The organism is Reinekea sp. (assembly GCF_046710285.1).
Classification (GTDB): Bacteria; Pseudomonadota; Gammaproteobacteria; order Pseudomonadales; family Natronospirillaceae; genus Reinekea.
In genome coordinates this window covers 1-18,333 of record NZ_JBKEGY010000005.1, presented here as the reverse complement: position 1 = coordinate 18,333, position 18,333 = coordinate 1, and the positions used below count along the sequence as shown (strand labels likewise).

General features: G+C 44.4%; 11 protein-coding genes. 7 read left to right on the top strand and 4 right to left on the bottom strand.

Going from position 1 to position 18,333, the window contains the following annotated elements; all coding sequences use genetic code 11:
- Positions 1-10 precede the first annotated feature (10 nt).
- From bfr to ACI882_RS05075, 4 genes are all read left to right on the top strand, one after another.
- On the top strand, positions 11-478 hold the full coding sequence (gene bfr, locus ACI882_RS05090) for a bacterioferritin (RefSeq protein WP_411745971.1): 468 nt from the start codon (positions 11-13) through the stop codon (positions 476-478).
- Between the two features lie 90 nt (positions 479-568).
- Positions 569-778: a bacterioferritin-associated ferredoxin gene (locus tag ACI882_RS05085; protein ID WP_411746131.1), complete on the top strand. Its 210-nt coding sequence runs from the start codon at positions 569-571 to the stop codon at positions 776-778.
- Between the two features lie 115 nt (positions 779-893).
- Entirely contained in the window at positions 894-1,454 is a 561-nt protein-coding gene (locus ACI882_RS05080; protein WP_411746132.1) for a hypothetical protein, read from the top strand.
- A gap of 11 nt (positions 1,455-1,465) precedes the next feature.
- Complete coding sequence (locus tag ACI882_RS05075) at positions 1,466-2,707, top strand: hypothetical protein (protein WP_411746133.1); 1,242 nt, start codon at positions 1,466-1,468, stop codon at positions 2,705-2,707.
- A 208-nt stretch (positions 2,708-2,915) separates the two neighbouring features.
- Here ACI882_RS05075 and ACI882_RS05070 read toward each other — a convergent pair whose 3' ends face one another.
- Genes ACI882_RS05070 through recC form a run of 4 tightly spaced genes read right to left on the bottom strand, consistent with a single transcriptional unit; the run spans position 2,916 to position 11,715 of the window.
- Positions 2,916-3,314, bottom strand: a complete 399-nt coding sequence (locus ACI882_RS05070) for an acyl-CoA thioesterase (protein WP_411746134.1) — start codon at positions 3,312-3,314, stop codon at positions 2,916-2,918.
- Positions 3,311-5,089, bottom strand: coding sequence for an exodeoxyribonuclease V subunit alpha (recD, locus tag ACI882_RS05065; protein WP_411746312.1), 1,779 nt, complete (start codon positions 5,087-5,089; stop codon positions 3,311-3,313). The genes ACI882_RS05070 and recD overlap by 4 nt, the downstream gene beginning before the upstream one ends.
- The gene (recB, locus tag ACI882_RS05060; protein WP_411746313.1) at positions 5,090-8,467 is read right to left on the bottom strand and encodes an exodeoxyribonuclease V subunit beta; all 3,378 of its coding nucleotides are present in this window, start codon (positions 8,465-8,467) and stop codon (positions 5,090-5,092) included.
- The gene (gene recC / locus ACI882_RS05055) at positions 8,467-11,715 is read right to left on the bottom strand and encodes an exodeoxyribonuclease V subunit gamma (protein ID WP_411743054.1); all 3,249 of its coding nucleotides are present in this window, start codon (positions 11,713-11,715) and stop codon (positions 8,467-8,469) included. Before recC ends, recB begins: the two co-directional genes overlap by 1 nt.
- 511 nt (positions 11,716-12,226) lie before the next feature.
- Between recC and ACI882_RS05050 the strand changes: the two genes are divergently transcribed.
- The 3 genes from ACI882_RS05050 to ACI882_RS05040 all read left to right on the top strand — a co-directional run bounded on the left by ACI882_RS05050 (position 12,227) and on the right by ACI882_RS05040 (position 18,032).
- On the top strand, positions 12,227-12,427 hold the full coding sequence (locus ACI882_RS05050) for a hypothetical protein (RefSeq protein WP_411743053.1): 201 nt from the start codon (positions 12,227-12,229) through the stop codon (positions 12,425-12,427).
- An 811-nt stretch (positions 12,428-13,238) separates the two neighbouring features.
- Positions 13,239-16,820, top strand: a complete 3,582-nt coding sequence (locus tag ACI882_RS05045) for an alpha-amylase family glycosyl hydrolase (RefSeq protein WP_411743052.1) — start codon at positions 13,239-13,241, stop codon at positions 16,818-16,820.
- Between the two features lie 132 nt (positions 16,821-16,952).
- Entirely contained in the window at positions 16,953-18,032 is a 1,080-nt protein-coding gene (locus tag ACI882_RS05040) for a GGDEF domain-containing protein (protein WP_411743051.1), read from the top strand.
- Positions 18,033-18,333 lie beyond the last annotated feature (301 nt).

The following is an 18,333-nucleotide window of genomic DNA, read 5'->3' as shown; positions in this document are numbered from 1 at the left end:
GAGAGCAGATATGAAAGGTAATAATAAAATTATCGAGGCGTTAAATACAGTCTTAGCTCTAGAATTGACTGCAATGGATCAATATTTTATACACTCTGAGATGTATGCGGACTGGGGCATAACAAAGCTATACGAGCGTATCTCGCATGAATTTGATGATGAAAAAGGCCATGCAAAGGCACTTATTGAGCGAATTCTGTTTTTGGAGGGCTTCCCCGATATGGTTACAAGGCAACCCCTTAAGATAGGCCAAACCGTACCTGATATGCTCAATAATGACCTTCAAGTTGAATACGAAGTTCGCACTGCGCTTGTCGATACCATTAAGTTATGCGAAGTAGAGCAAGATTATCACACTCGTGAAATACTTGAAAAACTGCTTGATGATACTGAAGTAGACCACGCCTGGTGGTTAGAAAAGCAGCTTGGGTTGATCGAAAAAATTGGGCTTGGTAACTATATTCAGTCTCAATTGTAGATTTCATTGAAATGACACTTATTCTCTATTGAGAATGAGTGTCATTTGGTTTAATATCCGTACATCTTAACTTTTCTTAGGTTTGCCAATATGTACGTATGCTTATGCCGCGGTGTAACAGATAGCCAAATTAGACAGGTTGTTGCTAATGGCGCGTCTAGCTTGAGAGAAGTCAATGCAATCTTAGGAACAGCATCACAATGTGGTAAATGTGGTTTAACCACACGCGACATAGTTAATCATTCGCTTGCCCAAGTGCAAAACCTGCAAGATAATTCCCTTTTCTATCAAGCTGGCTAATTACATTTAATGATATTGCTGACTGCTTTAGAAAATCTTTAAACAGTGGTTGACGTGATATAGGCATGAGAATAGGGTATGGGGCAATGGAAACTCTTAAGTAACGCCCTTTATTATGAAAACATGGATTGTCTGTTTAGCCCTTTTTACAACACTTCTTTTGCTTGTACCCACTGCCAAAGCCGACCAGCAAGGTCCGAGCTATTCCGTCGGAATAGGTCTGTCGCCTATATATATTGAAGAACAAATTAAAAACGATCAGTTAACGGGTGGGCTGACCACTCTGCCGATACACACGCATTTATCTACCGGCTATAGCTTTAACAGTGAATATAGAGTCGCCGTTATGGTCAGCCATAATTGGTATGTTGATGCCGGTTCAATGGTGGTCACCTCGGGGCTACTTGGCATAAATACCACCTACTCTCCTATTGGTTTTTATAATACCTACCTAAAAGCTGGCGCTGGCCTAGCAATGAAGAATCGCTTTTCTACCGCAGAAATGGCAACGGGCTTTGGCTACATGCTTGGTTTTGGCAAGGGCATTACAGAGCGACTTTCAGTTGAAGTCTCGCTTCAGTCGCTAACGTTTAAAGAAATTGCAATTGACCCTGACCCAGACGTTTCTGAAGATATTAGTTCTATTCAATTAAGCCTTGTGCTGCTAACTTTTTAAGGGGTTGATCAGTGAAAGGTAAATGGTTGAAGTTATTCAGTTCTAAGTTAGTTGTTGTCATTGCTTTTACAATACTAGTTCAAGGCTGTGCGCTAACCGGTAATAAATCTAATAGTGATAAGCTTGCTAAATTAGCGGGTGAAGACTTTGTGCTTTCAAATGGCGCTAAGGTGGTTGATTTCAGCCTGTTGTTTACAGCAAACAACTCCGCCAACACCGTTTTGAGTTTAGTGCCAGAGGCAGATCAAGCAACTGTCGCTAATCTGCATCAGGGTAATAGGAGTTTATCTCAGTCAATAACGCTTGCCGACTCAAGCAGCGCCATTGTTTCGAGTTTGGCGCAATACTATCAAAAAAAATATCAAGTTCGCTTTATTGCTAAAGGTACGATTCGAAATATATCTCCAGACTACTTGCAGCGTGCCCTTAAAAAAGGGCGTTATGTGTTGGATGTAAGGCTTGTGCAGCTTACCTTGGTCCCTGATCAATCACGCTCGCGTTTTTATCCAAGTGGTACTTACCAATTGTCGGTAATAGATGCTAAAAAAGCGAAAGTCGTTATTGAAGATCAATGCAGGTTTGACGATGCGAAGAAGTCTCAGCAGCTGGCCGCTTTCTCTGCTAATAACGGTAAAGTTCTGAGTGACTTTTTATCTGCAAATGCCAGTGCATGTTTAAATCAATTTGCGCTAGGAGAATCTAAGCAAGAGACGACCGGAGCAACCCCGCAGGTTGAAGCTAAAAAGCCGGTAGTGGTCAAGCGTTCAACATCGCAATCAACTGCGGCCGTATCAGTTGGGGCTTCTTATCAGTTTACGAAAGATGCATTTGATACCTCACAAACGCTACAAGGCTACAATGCGCTCTACCTTCTGAATAAACCCTTACAAGATGGCAAAGGTTTAGTTTTTCAATCTGAGCTGACCGTCTTAGGGCAAAACGAGTGGCCTGATTTCTCCACTCCTGTTTATGCCGCGGCTATGGGTTTGGGTGCCTCTTTTGAGTCTGAAAAATATTCAGACGTTAGCTATGCGGTTTTGGCAACGGCTAAGTTAGGTCAGTATCGGCAACAGCTATTAGCATTAAGTACCAACAGTATTGGCGTTGAAGTCCAAGCCATAAAGGTTGTTTTTGATACAATTGTTCTAACTGGACGTTATGGTTTCGATAAGCACATAGGTCAAACGAAGGATGCCAATTCGATCAGCCATTTGTTTGGGGTTGCCCTAGGGTATCGCTTTGGGGGACAGTAAAATCGGTTATTGGCTGCGGGCTTCTGGCTGCGGGTGAGGGCGAAAGATAAAAAAGCTTTCAGCTGTTAGCTGTCAGCTTTCAGAAAAAGCAAAGAAATAGTACGTTGGCAGAGTATGGTTCCCGGGTTTAGTCAGTTATTTTTTTACCCGCAGCCCGCAGCCCGCAGCCCAGAACATCTCCTCATTTCGCTGACAGCTTTACCTTCGTTCAAGACATCAACTTCTCCACAATCTCCCTAGGTACTTTCGGGCGGCCGCGTTCGTTTACGCCCGTTCCTAACACAACGGCTTCGACCATTAATGCATCATCGTGACTGCGAAATATAGATTGGTGAAATTGGAAGCGGACTCTGTCTTTCATTGAGAAGTTTATGCCTACGTAAAACTTGTCGTTGCTCACTAAAGATTTTTTGTAATCCAGCTCTGCGCGTATGACGACTAAGTCGAGGCCTTGTTTTGCCAGTGCGGGAACATCTACGCCTTTCGTTAGCATGAAGACATGACGGGCATGCTCTAAGTAGTTTAGATAGACCGCATTATTGACGATGCCTTGTGAGTCGCATTCGTAATCGCGGACGGTGAATTGTTCTACAAATTGGAATTTCATTTTTCTTCCTCGTGAATGTTTAATCGATTCGATAAACCTGCCCAGCGGGTGACTTGGCTGGTAATGCCTTTTTTCCATACCAGTTCGTTAGCCATTAAGGTAAAGGCTGTTTTGGCTCGAGTTAGGCCGGTGTAAATTAGTTCTCGGGTGACGATTGCTGAGGTGTTTTCTGGTAGTACCATGGCAACGTGTGAAAACTCTGAGCCTTGGGTTTTATGAATAGTCATGGCATAGACTGTTTCATGGCTGGGCAGGCGTCCTGGGGTTATGGCTCTGGGTTCTTTCTCTGCTTCGAACCAGACCATTAATTGGCCATGTTCGTTCGGCCAGACTAAGCCAATATCGCCATTGAATAGTTTTAAGCCGTAATGGTTTTGCGTCACCATAATCGGCTGGCCTTGGTAAAAAGGTGTTCGATTGTGGTTGAGTAGATTGAGGATGAACTCATTGATGGCTTCTACGCCTAAATCGCCTTCGCGATGGGCGCAAAGAATTCGGAATTGTTTTAGCTGTTCAAAGGCTTCTGCTAGTGATGGTTGTTTGGCTATGTCTCGATAATACTTGCTGGTCCATTCGCGCAATACTTTTTGAATGGGGGTATTGGGTAGCCACTCTAAATCATCTTCAGATTCAAATAATTGAATGCTAGGCTTTGCCTCGCCGTTGATCACGCAGCTCGCGAGTTTGCCGATGCCACTGCCGCCAGCAAAGCGACGGCTGAATGAAAGTTCTGTTAGGTCGTTGCGGGAGGTTAATTCACTTGTGGCTGGGCGGCTCTCGATATTTATGCCGAGTTCTTTTAGCTGCTTAATGCGTTCGACACTGTAACCAGGGTGCGGGCGTTCAATTAAATCGGTTAATACACTGCCTGCGGCCACTGAAGGTAACTGATCGGCATCGCCTAAAATAATGAGTCGTGTGTTGGGTTTAATAGCGCGAACCAGACGGGTCATTAACGGGAGGTCAATCATTGAGGCTTCATCGATTAGTAAAATATCAGCGTCAATTGGGTTGTTCTCGTTATGACGAAAGTGAATTGAATTGGGAATAACGCCCAGTAATCGATGCAAGGTGTAGGCTTCATTGGGAATGGCGTCACTGGTCAACATATCCAGCTGCATTGACTGCTTTGCTTGCCGGATTGATTCTGCTAGGCGTTGTGCTGCTTTGCCGGTGGGCGCGGCGAGTTTAATAATCGGTTTTTGTTCAGAGATGCCAGCAAGCGTTGCCAGTATTCGAGTCACGGTATGGGTTTTGCCGGTGCCTGGTCCGCCAGTAATAATATTGAGTGACGAATATAGGGCGTTGATTGCGGCGGCACGTTGCCAATCAATTTGCTCAGAGCGAGGGAAGTACTGGTCTAAATAAATACTTGCTTGTTTAACTTGTTTGTTTGAGAGGGTGTGGCGTTCTAGTCGCCGCTGGGCATAAAACGTGACAAGTTCGGTTTCAAATTGAAAGTATCGACGCAAGTAAACACGTTTATTGTGTAAAACAATAGGCGATGTCCCGGTTGCACTGAGGTCAAAGGCTTGTAGCTTTGTGAGCCATTCGGAAACCTTCGGAAATTCTTCATAACCAAATTGGTTCATCTCGTTATAAGGTGATTCGCTGAGGCAATCTTCAAGTGATAAGCAGGTATGCCCTTGTTGCAGCGCAAAGCTGGTGGCTAAAACTGTTTGCAACAATAAAGCGTCTTCAGTGTCATGCCATTCACCGATACGTTTTGCTAAGGCAATGTCTATCGGCTGGAAGGGTGAGGTTCTTGTATCCATTTAAATCAGCTCCTCATTGCCCTGGTGGCTGAAAACCGCATCGAGTGCTTGTAAAATTTCGCTTGATAGCGCATCAAAGTAAACGCCCGTTGAAGTCGTTGCGCTCATGCCGCGCAAATAAAAATAGTACACGCCACCAAAATGCTTTTCAAAACTGTAGTTAGGTAAGCGCAATTTTAAATAGCGGTGCAGTGCCAATGCGTAGAGTAAATACTGCACATCATAATAGGCATCTTGAACGTTTTGTTGCATGGCGCTGACACTATAATCACTTAACTGATCGCCCAGATGAGTTGATTTATAATCGGCAACGAAGTACTTGCCCTCGTATTCAAAAATTAAATCAATAAAGCCATGCATCATGCCTTTGAGTTTGTGTCTATCGGGGAGCTGAACGTCGTAGCCTCGGTTTTGGCTGACGATGCCTGCAAGTTGACTAACGGGTGCGCCTTTCATCGGGAAATAAAACTCACTTTCTCGTAGGGTTTGGGCGTTGGTTAATTCTGCCAATGAGCCGCCATGGGTAAAGGGTGCTTTGAGCATGTCATTCAGCCAGTCGGCAAACTCATCGTGTTCGAAGCTTTCAGCTAGGCTGCTGTAGCGATCTTTCGCTTGTTGATAGAGCAATAGGGTATCGGGTGCGGTGAAGTCTGCATGTTCAAATGCATCGTGTAATAAGTTACCTGCTTCGGCACCTTTTGTTAAGCGAAAGCGTAATGGTAAGTCTTCGGGTCGGGTTTCAACCTTCTCTATGTCATCTCGGTCGGGCGTGCTATGGCCGCTATGATTTACGTGACGCGTGAGCGCAGAGAAAGAGCTTAACCACCAATCACGTTCAATATGGCCGTTAAATTTTTGTGGTGTTGATGTAGGTACGCTTTGTTCAGTCGCTATGGCGCGAGGTATTACTTCAGGCTCACTAACGGTAAGCACGCTCGCATGTTGTTGGGCTGAAACTTTACCAGTAATTTCTTCGGTTTCGAACGTTTGGCATTTTAACGTTGCGGCGATCGCAGAATCTGAAAACGAAGCAAAAGAAGCCACACAAACATACAGCCGATTAATAGCGCGCGTAGCGGCGACATAGAAAAGGCGAATGCGTTCGGCTTTATCTTCTTCGGCGGTAAAGTAAATTTGCTCATCGGTTGGGGTGACCGTTAGCTTGGCTTCGAATGTGCTTCTATCGTGGTAGCGATACAGCGCCGGTGCTTTTTTAGGTTTTGCATGATAAGCAGAAAAAGGAATAAAGACGATCGGATATTCCAAACCTTTCGCTCCGTGCATGGTGACTATTTTAATTAAGTCATCGTCGCTTTCTAAGCGTAGCTGTTGTGCATAGCTACTGCTTTCTTGTTCGCGAGCTTGGCTAAACCAATGTAGCAAAGCATCGGGTGTTTTGTACTGACTACTTTCTTGTTGCAACAGCTCTGACAAGTGAATCATATTTGTTAATTGTCGATCTGTATCTGACTGTGTCGACTTAAAATGCTTTTGCATAATACTCAGCAGCATGCTCATAAGGCCGCGTTGCTGCCAATCTTCACGCCATTGTTCAAACTGCGCTTGCCACCTTGCCCAAAAGTGTTCATTTTGTTGAATTTGATCGAGTTCATAGTCAGAGAGTTTTATCCAATCACTGGCCAGTGCCGCTATAAACTTGCGGTCGTTTTCAAACTGCCAGATACCCGTGAGCAAACTGAATAATGAGGCTGCTTCGTTAGACTGCAATACGTTGGCACGGGCACTGAGGTAAACCGAATTTAAACCCGCAGCTTGTAACTTGGTTTGCAGTAGCTCTGCTTCATGATAGCCGCGAACCAATAGGGCAATATCACCCGGAACAACCGGTTTAGTATCAAGCGTTACGGTGCTGACTAGGTTGATAATTTCTGCGATACACCAATCGGCAATGACCGATTGAAAGGCCTTAGTTGCAGGTTTATCAGAGTCGGGTACTAAGTTTACCCATTGCACAGGGCTGCGAGTGCTTGCGTCACTAGCAATAGGGTTAGTTTTTTTCGGTGCGGGTAATACTTGACGATAATCAATACCAAAGCCAAAGGTGTCGGTATTGAGATCGGCTTGGTCGCCTAAAAATATTTTATTACAGCCTTCAATCACCGATGGGCTAGAGCGATAGTTGGTGTTCATGGTCCAACGATGCTTAACATGTTGGCCTGCTTGTAAATAAGCAAATACATCCCCACCCCGGAAACCATAAATGGCCTGTTTAGGGTCGCCAATCATACAAACAAATGACTCATCAGTTTGCTTATATATTTCTTTTAAAATGGTGTACTGATCAGGGTCTGTGTCTTGAAACTCATCGACTAACGCAGCTGGGAACTGTTCACGTAAGGCTTTGGCTAGTTCTTCGCCGTTGTCACCGACCAGACCTTGTTTAAGCTGAATAATTAGGTCATTAAAATCAAGCTGATCGAGTCGGTCTTTGTTTTTATTAATGTGCGCTTGAATAAACTCGACGCCGCCTAAGGCGATAAGAATTAACGTTGCTTTCTCGTTACTCTGTATGGCTTGCACCAATGCAATGGCCGTTGGCATAGCTATTTTTTTCTTGTCGGTATTGAAACAGCGCTTAACGGTATCGCTGGCAAAGTAAGCTTGGTTCGGTGATAGTTTGCCCTCACAAATGGCATCGAGAGTATCGATATCAGATTGGTTCAGGGCTTTGGTTTCCGGCTTTGCACGACTACCGCTCAAGTTATGTTTATCAAAAGCGGTTCGTTCATCTTGCCAACTGGTCGCAAGCCCTTGAACAAGCTGATCTAAGTCATGCATTACCGGCTTGGGCAGTGGTTCGCTGGCTTGAATGGCATTGGACCAATGATTGATAAAGGATTGAGGCGTAGGCCAGGCTTCATAAAGTATTTCAAAGCGATCATCAGATTGAAATTCGCGATACCAATCTTGTGCCGCTGCCAATGTTAGTTCGCTGGTGTCGGCTTCCATATTCGCATTAAAGCTAATACCGCTAAAGAACGCATGTTGGGTTAAGGCGCGCTTACAAAAACCATGAATGGTATAAATAGCTGCTTCATCGAGTTGCAGTATGGCGTTTTCGAGTATCAGCTTGGCTTGTTTTTCGGGCACCCTTTGGCTAAGCGCTTTAATGTCTATATCTTCACTGGTTAACCAAGTTGCATGGGCTAGACGTAAAAAGTGATTCAATCGGTTGCGCAGTTCAGCGGTCGCTGCTTTGGTAAAAGTCATCACTAATATTTTATCGACGGGTAGCTTTTTTTCGACCAGTAAACGCAAATAGATGCGTAATATATTATGCGTTTTACCGGTGCCTGCACTTGCTTCTATTAGGTGTGAGCCTTGCAGTGGCAGGGTGGTGCTATCGAGAATTTCCATTACACATCCTCCACGTTGAGCTGGCTGCTTTCAATTTTCTCTATTGATGTGCAATCTATCAGGCTGCCATAAGCATCGAGAACCGCTTGTTCAGTGGCTTCAAAATTTGGTCGCTGCTGCCAAAAGTGATAAATATAAGGGTCGTAAACATAGCCTTGGGCGTTGAATCCGCTTTGCCAATCATTTGCGAAGCTGCGTTCATCAAATTTTCCACGACATATACTTAGGGCAAGGTCAGCATTAATAAAGTAGGCGGTTTGGTGACCTGCCTTTAGTAAATTATAGAAATGGTTGAGTAATGTATTCGGTGATTGTGTTAACGGTTCGCAACGAATTAACTCATAGGTATCTTTTGGTCCACGGAACAAGCCGATTGTTTCTGTAGGTTGTAAGTTATTGGCGACCAAGTGATTCATCCATAAGGTTGCCAAGTCTTTGCCTTTACAATTTGCCAGCCGCCAAAACAGTAGTTGTTTACTGCGGGTCATGGGTAAGTCGGCGCTTACTGTAAAAGGGTCCGTTGTTGTTACATGGTGAACCTTTTCAATGGTGTCTGCGCCAAGGCTTTTCAATAATGTTGTGAACTCAACGGCTTGTTGTTGCCAGTTGGCTATTTCATCTTTCACGAGTGCATGTGTGGGTATTTCGCTAGCTGCTAATTTAAGCTGGTAAATACTTGGAGCAGAGTCATCGTGAGCGTTAAAGAGTGCCTGTTCGATGGTCTGCGCCTGAATAAAGTAACGATCTAAATGCGATAAGCTAAAGGGTTCGTTATCTTCAAGGTTGTTTTCATCATAGGTATTAAAATACAAACCTAACCGTTGCTCAGCAAAGTATTTGGCTGGGTGGCTAAAATAAGCGATCCACTGTTTCACCTGCCATTGTTTTTCGAGTTCAACTGGGGCTAGCTGGTTTGATTTTTCATCAGCTTCTTGCTGCTGTGCTACCGCTAACCAATTGGGGTCAAAGGAAGCGAACTTGCCTTGGTAGTTACGCCAGTGATACGGCTGCAAGGGTAATTGATGAATATGGTCTTCACTGAATTGGTAACCTTGCTTTAGGTAGTCGATTAGCTCATCAAGAACCAGCGAAGGCGGTTGCGCTTCATTTTTACTGATGTCAAAACCTTGATAGCTTAAATACAAGGCATGTCGCGAAGACAGAATAGCTTCTAAAAATAAGTAGCGGTCATCGCCACGTCGAGACCGGTCACCCAAACGGGCTGGCGTATGTGCCATTAAATCAAATCCCAAAGGCGGTCGCGCGCGTGGGAACTCACCATCGTTTAAACCTAAAATGGCGACCACTTTAAACGGAATAGAACGCATTGGTACCATTGAGCAAACGGTAATTTGGCCGGTCATAAATTGGCTACCGGTTTGTTCTGCGCTGGCAAAGGCATTTTCGAGCACGGAGCGCACGACAGATAAAGGGATTAACTCGTCGACAAGGTTGGCTTTGTTGGCGTATTCGGTAAAATCATTGACCGCGGTTAAAATGTAATGGTTGCTGCGAGCAAAAATATCATCGCTTGATAACAAAGCAATTTGTAATTGATCAATTAAGTATTTTTGCCATTGTGTTGGTGTTCTTGGTTTCGCTAAGGCACCACGTGCATTTTGCAGTTGCTCGATAATTTGAATCAGCTTACCCAAAAGCTGTGCCTGCGCGCCTTCTACCGGAGGCAGCAATAGTGTGTCATTTATAAAGATATTCTCATCGGCGTAAGCAAAACCCAGCAACAGGCGGTCGAGCCCTTGTTGCCAAGTAAAATGATCTGTCTGTTCGCCTTTCACCCATTGTTGTTTGTGCTGTGCATTTAAACCCCAGTGGACGTGCGCCAGTTCTAACCATTGTTGAATGATAGCGAGATCATTGGCCGACAGCGTAAATTTATCGGCAATCGCGGGAACACGTAGCCAGCTCATTAATTGGTTCACTTCAAAGCGAGCATCGGGTAGTTGTAACAATTGTAAAAAAGCAGCGACGGTAGGGTCCGAATCTTTTAGGTTTCGGTCAGCAATAGAACAGGGCAATGGTGGTACGGAGTCATCAAGTTGGGCAAAACTGCGTGCGAAGACAGCTTGCACAAAGGGTGCGTAATCTTCAACATTCGGGCACATCACCAATACATCTTTGGGTGTTAAGCTGGCATCGTTATTAAATTGGTGCAGCAGCCAATCGTGCAGGCCTTGGACTTCACGGAAGGCACTGTGTGCGCTGGCAATGGTGATGGTATCGTCAATCGCATTGGCTATTGGTAATTCACGAGCGTCATTCAAGGTTAGAATATCGCGTTGCAGTCTTGATAAAAATGTTTCACCTTCTGGTTCGCTAAAGGCGGGAATATCAAAATGGGCTTTATCAGATAACATACGAACAAAGGTTTGTCCTTGGCGGCCTAAACTTGACAGTAGTGGGTTGCCTACTTCGGTTAACGTGGCGAGCTCTTCATCTTCTGAGGCTTGGTGAATCCATTTTGCACGGGCTTTAGCTTGCTGCTTTTCCGATACAAGGCCGTCCCAATAGTCATCACTGGGGTTTAAATAGAGCAGGTGAATATCAACGCCCGCTTTGTTGGTCACGTCAGTTAAAAACTCCAACCAAATGGGTGCGAGGGCGTTTATCCCAAAAACATAGAAAGTACTGGGTAGGGGTTCAGCAGGTACTTGTATTTTTTGGCTGGCGGCTTTCATTAAAACAAGTGGGTGCTTTGCATCTTGAGCGACAAGTTGTTGCCACAGGTAAGCTTGCCAATGAGGCGTTTCACCCGCTTCCCATTGTTCTATCCAGTCGGGTCGAAACATTAAGTATTGCTCAAACAAGTCAGCTATTTGTTCACTGAGTTGAAAACGGCGATTCGCCTGCGAATTACTGAGTTGCTTTTGCCAATAGCGAGTCGGCTCTGCCATGATAGGTTGGTCAATAATCGCTTGCGTACCCAGCAAATGATAAATACGCCAAGCTAATATTTCTCGGCTATAAACTGATCTATCCGGGACAATATCTGGCCCAAGAATGTTGCGGATCAAATCCCAAAAATAACGTACCGGTAATGGATAGACCGCATTCATGCACAGTTGGCGGCTGGGTAAGTTAGCTAACGCCATGCTCAACCAATGCTGCATACCAGGGTGTTGCACGAGTATTGTGTCGGGTTGCAGCGGCTGATCATGAGGAACTTTCAATAATTCATCGAGCACCAAAACAAGGTTTTCAAGTTTATTGGAAGGGTAGGTATACAGCATGAATGCACCCGCTTAGTAAAACCCAAAGTGTAGCATGATATTACGTTGGTTTTGGGCTATTACAAGTGCCAATCAATGAGGTGATTTTTACCGATAGGCCTAGCATTCATCTGTCATAGGTTCATTTGTTAAAGCCGGTGCTCAGATTAATTGTAAGACCGATCACATAATTTAATATTGTTCGAAATTTTTGTAGTTGAAGGCTTGCCAGAATCGCTCAGCTTGTTATTCTATCTCTCGTTGGCTTTGTCAACATATATACCAGCGAATTATCGCGTTACTTGGAGTAGTACCACATGAATTTAATGCATCGAAACACCAATGCAATGTGGCTGACCGCAAATAATGGTCAGGGCTCCTTCGTGCCTGAAATTAATTCAGCAAAAACGCGATTCAATTAGCTTAACCGCTAAACCGAACCGCGAATAAAAGCGGTTTGGTATCTTGCAAGTCCAAAATTACAAATCACTTTTTATTTGCGGTTCATTACTCATCTCAATGGAGAAAACTAATGAACTTACTAACGGCTTTTGCTCGAATAAAAGTTTTATTCAATGTAACCAAGCGTCCGACTATGCACGTTGGCGATTTAAACGCTCATATGCGCAAAGATCTTGGACTTGATTACATTCACAAAGAAATACGTAACAAAGATCACGCGCCAAAAAGTGAGGGCATCGTTACTTACGGTATCCTCACTCGAGGGCCCTAATAACAACGGCGAATAAAATAAATAATTGCCCACTTATCCAGAAACAAGGTTGAACTTGTTTCTGGGTTTTTGATTGCAGCTTTATTCTATTGTGGCTCGATGCTGGCTTTTGGGTTCCGGTGTAAACTGTAGGAGCGACCGAAGCTTGCGCAGGCGCGATAGTTAGCCACCGTGTTTATTATGCGGTGGCACGATGCTGGCTTTTGGATTCCGGTGTAAATTTAAGCCGTTCATAACAACTCGCTGCGCTCAAACAGTCATTCACTTTTAAATTCACCCCCTCACCCACGCCAGCATCTGATACGACAAAGTAAACCCAGACTCAATATCCCATAGCAAACCCGTAGGAGCGACCGAAGCTTGCGCAGGCGCGATGGCCACTATCGGTTTCACTTGCAGCTTATCAGCCGTCCATAACAACTCGCTTCGCTCAAACAATCATTCACTTTTAAATTCACCCCCTCACCCACGCCAGCATCTGAACTGCCTTGTTTAAGGCTGCGAGCTGCTGGCTGCGGGTAAGGTCAAAAGATACGGCGGAAGCTGTCAGCTTTCAGCAAAATCAAGAAAAACTGCGCTGACAGGGTATAGCTCACGGGTTTATCAGTTTTTCCTTTACCCGAAGCTCGCAGCCCGTAGCCCAAAACCGATTTTCCACTACCCCACCTTTTCAACCCTTGCCCACTCACGTTCAACCATGCCATTAACTGGTTACAATTTATACTGCTTAAGTTGGGCTGGATTGACTCGAAGGAATGTTGTCTCGGCAAGGTCATAGCTTTTCTAAAAACAATAAAGATGGAGTGATGATATGAATGCAATGATGCGGAAGCTCGCGGTGGGCTGTGCTTTAGCCTCTACTGTCGCGTTAACTGGCTGTTTTCTCGAAACCCCTTACTTAGAACGCGATGTTCGTGATGACGTTTTTTACTTCGTTATGCCGGATCGCTTTGAAAATGGTGATCTGAGTAATGATATGGGTGGGCTAGGCGGCGATAAGATGATTCACGGCTTTGACCTGTTTGATAAGGGCATGTATCACGGTGGTGATATGGCGGGTCTTGAGTCTCGTTTAGATTACTTAAAAGATTTAGGTATTACTGCAATTTGGATGACGCCGATTTTGAAGAATCAGGCTATGCAGGGTGATAGTGCGGCGTATCACGGTTATTGGACGCTTGATTTCACCCAGATCGATCCACACTTGGGCAGTAATGATGATCTGCAGTCGTTGATCGATGCGGCGCATGATCGAAACATGAAGGTCTACTTTGACATCATTACGAACCATACGGCCGATGTCATTAAATATGAAGAATGCCATAACGCCGATGGTACCAGTAATGGCGAGCCGTGCAGCTATGTTTCGTTAGCTGAAAAGGCGGCGGGTAATGGTTTAACGCCGTTTATTCCTGAGGGGATGGAAAACGTTAAGGTGCCTGCTTGGCTAAATGACACTCAATACTATAATAATCAGGGTGATTCTACTTTTTCGGGTGAAAACTCTGAATATGGCGATTTTAGCGGCCTTGATGATTTAGACACACATCAGCCTGAAGTTGTGACCGGCATGATCGATATTTTTAAAAATATCGTCTCGGAGTTTAAGCCAGATGGCTTCCGTATTGATACGGTGAAGCATGTCAATATTGAGTTTTGGCAAGAGTTCTCGCCTGCGATTATCGAGCATGCAAAAAGCGAAGGTATTCCTAACTTCTTTATGTTTGGCGAGGTCTACGATGGTAACCCTCAGTATTTGAGCCAATTTACCACGGTGGGCAAGTTACCCTCGGTGTTAGATTTCGGTATCCAAGGCGCGGCCAGCTCTGTATTCGCAGGTAATGGCAGTTCACAAGCGCTTGCCACCTTGTTTGCTCAAGACGATGTTTACTCCGATGCCGATTCAGATGCGTCTTTGCTGATGAACTTCGGTGGTAATCACGATATGGGCCGTATTGGGATGTTTATTCAAAACAGCCAACCCAATGCCACTGACGATGAAAAGCTAGCGCGCGCAAAATTGTTTAATGCGTTTATGTTTTTTGCTCGTGGCATCCCGGTCATCTACTACGGTGATGAGCAGGGCTTTACCGGTGACGGTGGCGATAAAGATGCTCGCGAAGATATGTTCCCTTCATTGGTTGATGAATATAACGATAATAACCTGATTGGTTCTGCGGCCAGTATTGCGGATGATAATTTTGACCCCACGCACCCGCTGTTTGTAGCAATTTCTGAGTACGCTGATATTTATAAGCAACATGAAGGCTTACGCTATGGTGAACATATTAATCGATATTCTGAAACGGATGGTGGTTTGTATGCGTTCTCTCGTGTTGATGAAAGCCAGCGTGAATACATGGTTGTGTTTAACTCTGAAGCCAGTTCACGTTCTTTAACGCTAGAAGCCAGTGCAGCAAAATATTTCCCCATTGTCGGTGAAGATACATTAAAACGTGACAACGCAGGCAATATCACCATTGATGTCGCACCTTTTGATTTTGTCATCTATCAGGCGTCTCAGGCAGCAAAGTGGTCGCCTAAATCTGAGTTCACCATTGAGGGAGTTGGTGATGGTTCGGCCGTTGCCGGTCGCGTTGATATTGCACTTGAGCTCATGGAGCCGTTAACCATATTGCCAACCTACGAAGCCACCTTTGAGGTTTCTTTGAATAATGGTTCTAGCTTTGAATTATTAGCAACGGATCGAACGGCGCCTTATCAGTTGTTTTGGCATACTGATGATCTTGCTGATGGAACCAATGTCATTGTTCGCGCCACGCTTGAGAATGGCCGGAGTAAAGCAACTCAGCAGCAAGTTTCATTGGTCATAGACTCCCGAGTGCCCGAATCTGTCGTCGTTGATTACGAAAATGGGAATCAACGAGATTATTTATATGTTGCAGATCAAAACGGTGGCTTACAAGGTCCAATTAGAGCAATAAACAATAGCTTTTCGTTCTCATGGAATGAAGATAGTGATAGCCAGTTGCTTTACTTTGTCGATAAAACCGATGATACCTTTGCCATTGATAAGCCGGTGCAGATTGGTCGTTCAACCATTGTTGCGCTTTCTAGCGAGAATGCCGAGGGTGGTTTAGATGCCTCCTTATTTATCAATAACAGTGGCAAAGTAGATAACCAAGACAACGATACCGGTTTGTCTGCAGTTGAATTACCGTTAGCCCCAATGGCGCCGGCACCTTATGGAGAGGATATAAATGTGCGCGGTGGTCTTAACGGCTGGAGTGCAGATGCAATGACCTATGTGGGGAATCAAACCTATAAACTTACGCGTGTTGTTGATCAAGGCGATGTTGAGTTTAAGTACGCGGATAGTAATTGGTCGCCGGTGAATATTGGTGGGCAGGTTACCGCGAACGGGCTTGTTCTTGGCTCTAACCCAGGCAATTTAACGCATAACTTTCCGGAAACGGCTTTATATAGCTTCTATTTGATATCGACAGAGCTAGACGGCCAACCCGTTATTCTGCACTTTATTGACCAAGAGTTGGGGCCTGTTGGTGAGACGCTCTATGTTAAAGGCGATATGAACGGTTGGAGTAGCACCGATGCGCTTACCTATATGGGCGACAATAGCTACACCACGACACTGCCTTTAGCGGCAGGCAGTTACAACTTTAAGCTTGCCAATGATGATTGGTCTTGGGAGCGTGTGATTGTAGACGGCCAAGTAGATCTTGATGTTGCAGAACCCGTCATAGCGTCGGGTGCCAACATAAATTTATCGGCTGTAGAGTCGGCAAACTATAGCTTCAACTATGTGTACGATGAATCACTAACGGTGAGTTCCGACTTTGTCAGTGAAGTTGAACCCGGTTTTAAAGTGTACTTCAAAAAGCCAGATAGCTGGTCAACCGTGAATGTGTATTTTTGGGAGGCAGCGACAACACCGAGCCCAGAGTGGCCAGGAATCGCCATGACAGATTTGGGTGAAGGCTGGTACAGCTATGAATTTTCAGAAGGAACAACGGCGGCTAATATCATTTTTAATGACGGTAGCGGCACGCAAACTGAAAATCTCTATCGAGAAGGTGATGGTTGCTACGATATAGCGAGTAACACTTGGACTGAGAGCTGTGATTTGCCTCAAGTTCAGTTGACGCTGTACTTTGAACAACCTGCGGGTTGGGCTGAGAGTATCAATATATACCATTGGAACTCTGCACCAGCCCCCGCGGTGGCCTGGCCAGGTGTTGGGATGACGTCTCTGGGAGACGGTTGGTTCAGCTATACCTTTGAAGAGGGTGTGGCTGCGGCCAATTTAATATTTAATGATGGCGCAGGCAATCAAACCGCCGACCTTTTCCGAGATGCTGATGGTTGTTTTAATATCGACAATGGCTGGGTAGCGCAATGCACTCACCCTTAATGGGTAGGTAAAGTAAAAAATTAGGAAGAAAGAGCCGAAATGTAATGTTGGCTCTTTCTTTACTATTCAAATTGAAAATTTGAGCTAAACTGACACTAAGCTCTAATAAATATAAATATTGTGGAAAAAAATTTGGATGAGCAGTCGCATTGGCTGTTAAAAACTAAAGTACAGTTCTTACTATCGAATGCCGCCTTTTCTATTATAAGCAGTATTATTGTCTTGATGGTCTTTAGCTATTCTCAGGCTGAACTGGTGTTTTCTGATCTAAAGTATATTAGCTGGATAATCTTCGGCGTGTTGCTCGCTTTTGTGCGTTTAATTCACTTACATCAGTTTCATCAGAAGACTGAAAATATTGATTATGTATTTTGGTTAAATAGCTACCGAATATTAACCTTTTTATCTGGACTGCTTTATACCGCCTTAGTTTACCTATTTTTTGTAAAAGTCGCGCCTACCTTCCAGGTTATCATCATGTTTATTGTTGTTGGTGTGACTTCTGCAGCCGTAGCGACCCATGGTGTTGATAAACTCACGTTCCGATTATTTTCTGTGACCATCATTGTCAGTACAATGCTGGTACTATTTTTTCAGCCAGAGTCCGATTACAAAGTCATGTCGGGCTTGATGATCTTATTTCTACTGGTTGTTGAGAGAGCTTCTGATCAAACTTGCTCAACGATGAAAATGAATTTTGAACTAACCTATTCAATGAAATACCGTGCAACCCATGATCCGTTAGTTGGCCTATTTAATCGAAGCGAATTCGAGCAGCAATTTGAACAAATGGTCGCAACTACTAATCATGGTTTGGCGATGATGTTTATAGATTTAGATAACTTTAAGTCGCTCAATGATACCCATGGTCATGAAGCTGGAGATGATGCGCTCATTACCGCCGCCAACACTATTCGTACATACATTCGTAATGATGATGTCGCTGCACGTTTAGGGGGTGATGAATTTGTCGTTCTTCTTGCGTTAGATGACATATCTATAGCGCAACGAATTGCCAATGAAATATGCACTGATATAGCTCGTCAGATCAATAGCCAAGATGAAGTCCAAAAAGTGACGAGTAGCATTGGCTTAGTATTTAAAGCAGATAAGAATATAGGTTTCTCTCGCCTGCTTCGTGAGGCAGACATTGCCTGTTACGACAGTAAATCGCAGGGCAAAAATCAAGTGACAACTCGAATTGTTGAATAAACTTTATTTTCGAAAGAGTCTATCAGTGCGTGGGCTCTTAATTTGTACCCACTTAGAATCACAGCTATAACCCCTCCACGAAATAAGGGTTACCCAAAGGGTTTATTTTTAACAAGCCTCAGCGAGAGGGATCTCGCTGTGGAGTGACACATGGATGTGCTTGAACGACTTGTTAAAAACAAACCCTTTGGGTGGCCCGTAACAACCCGTAGCTTAACTAGCGTTGGAATGGATAAATAGAACCCACACCTGTTATGCGTGTTAACTCGTCAAGCGCATTGCGGCTTTCTATCAGTAACTT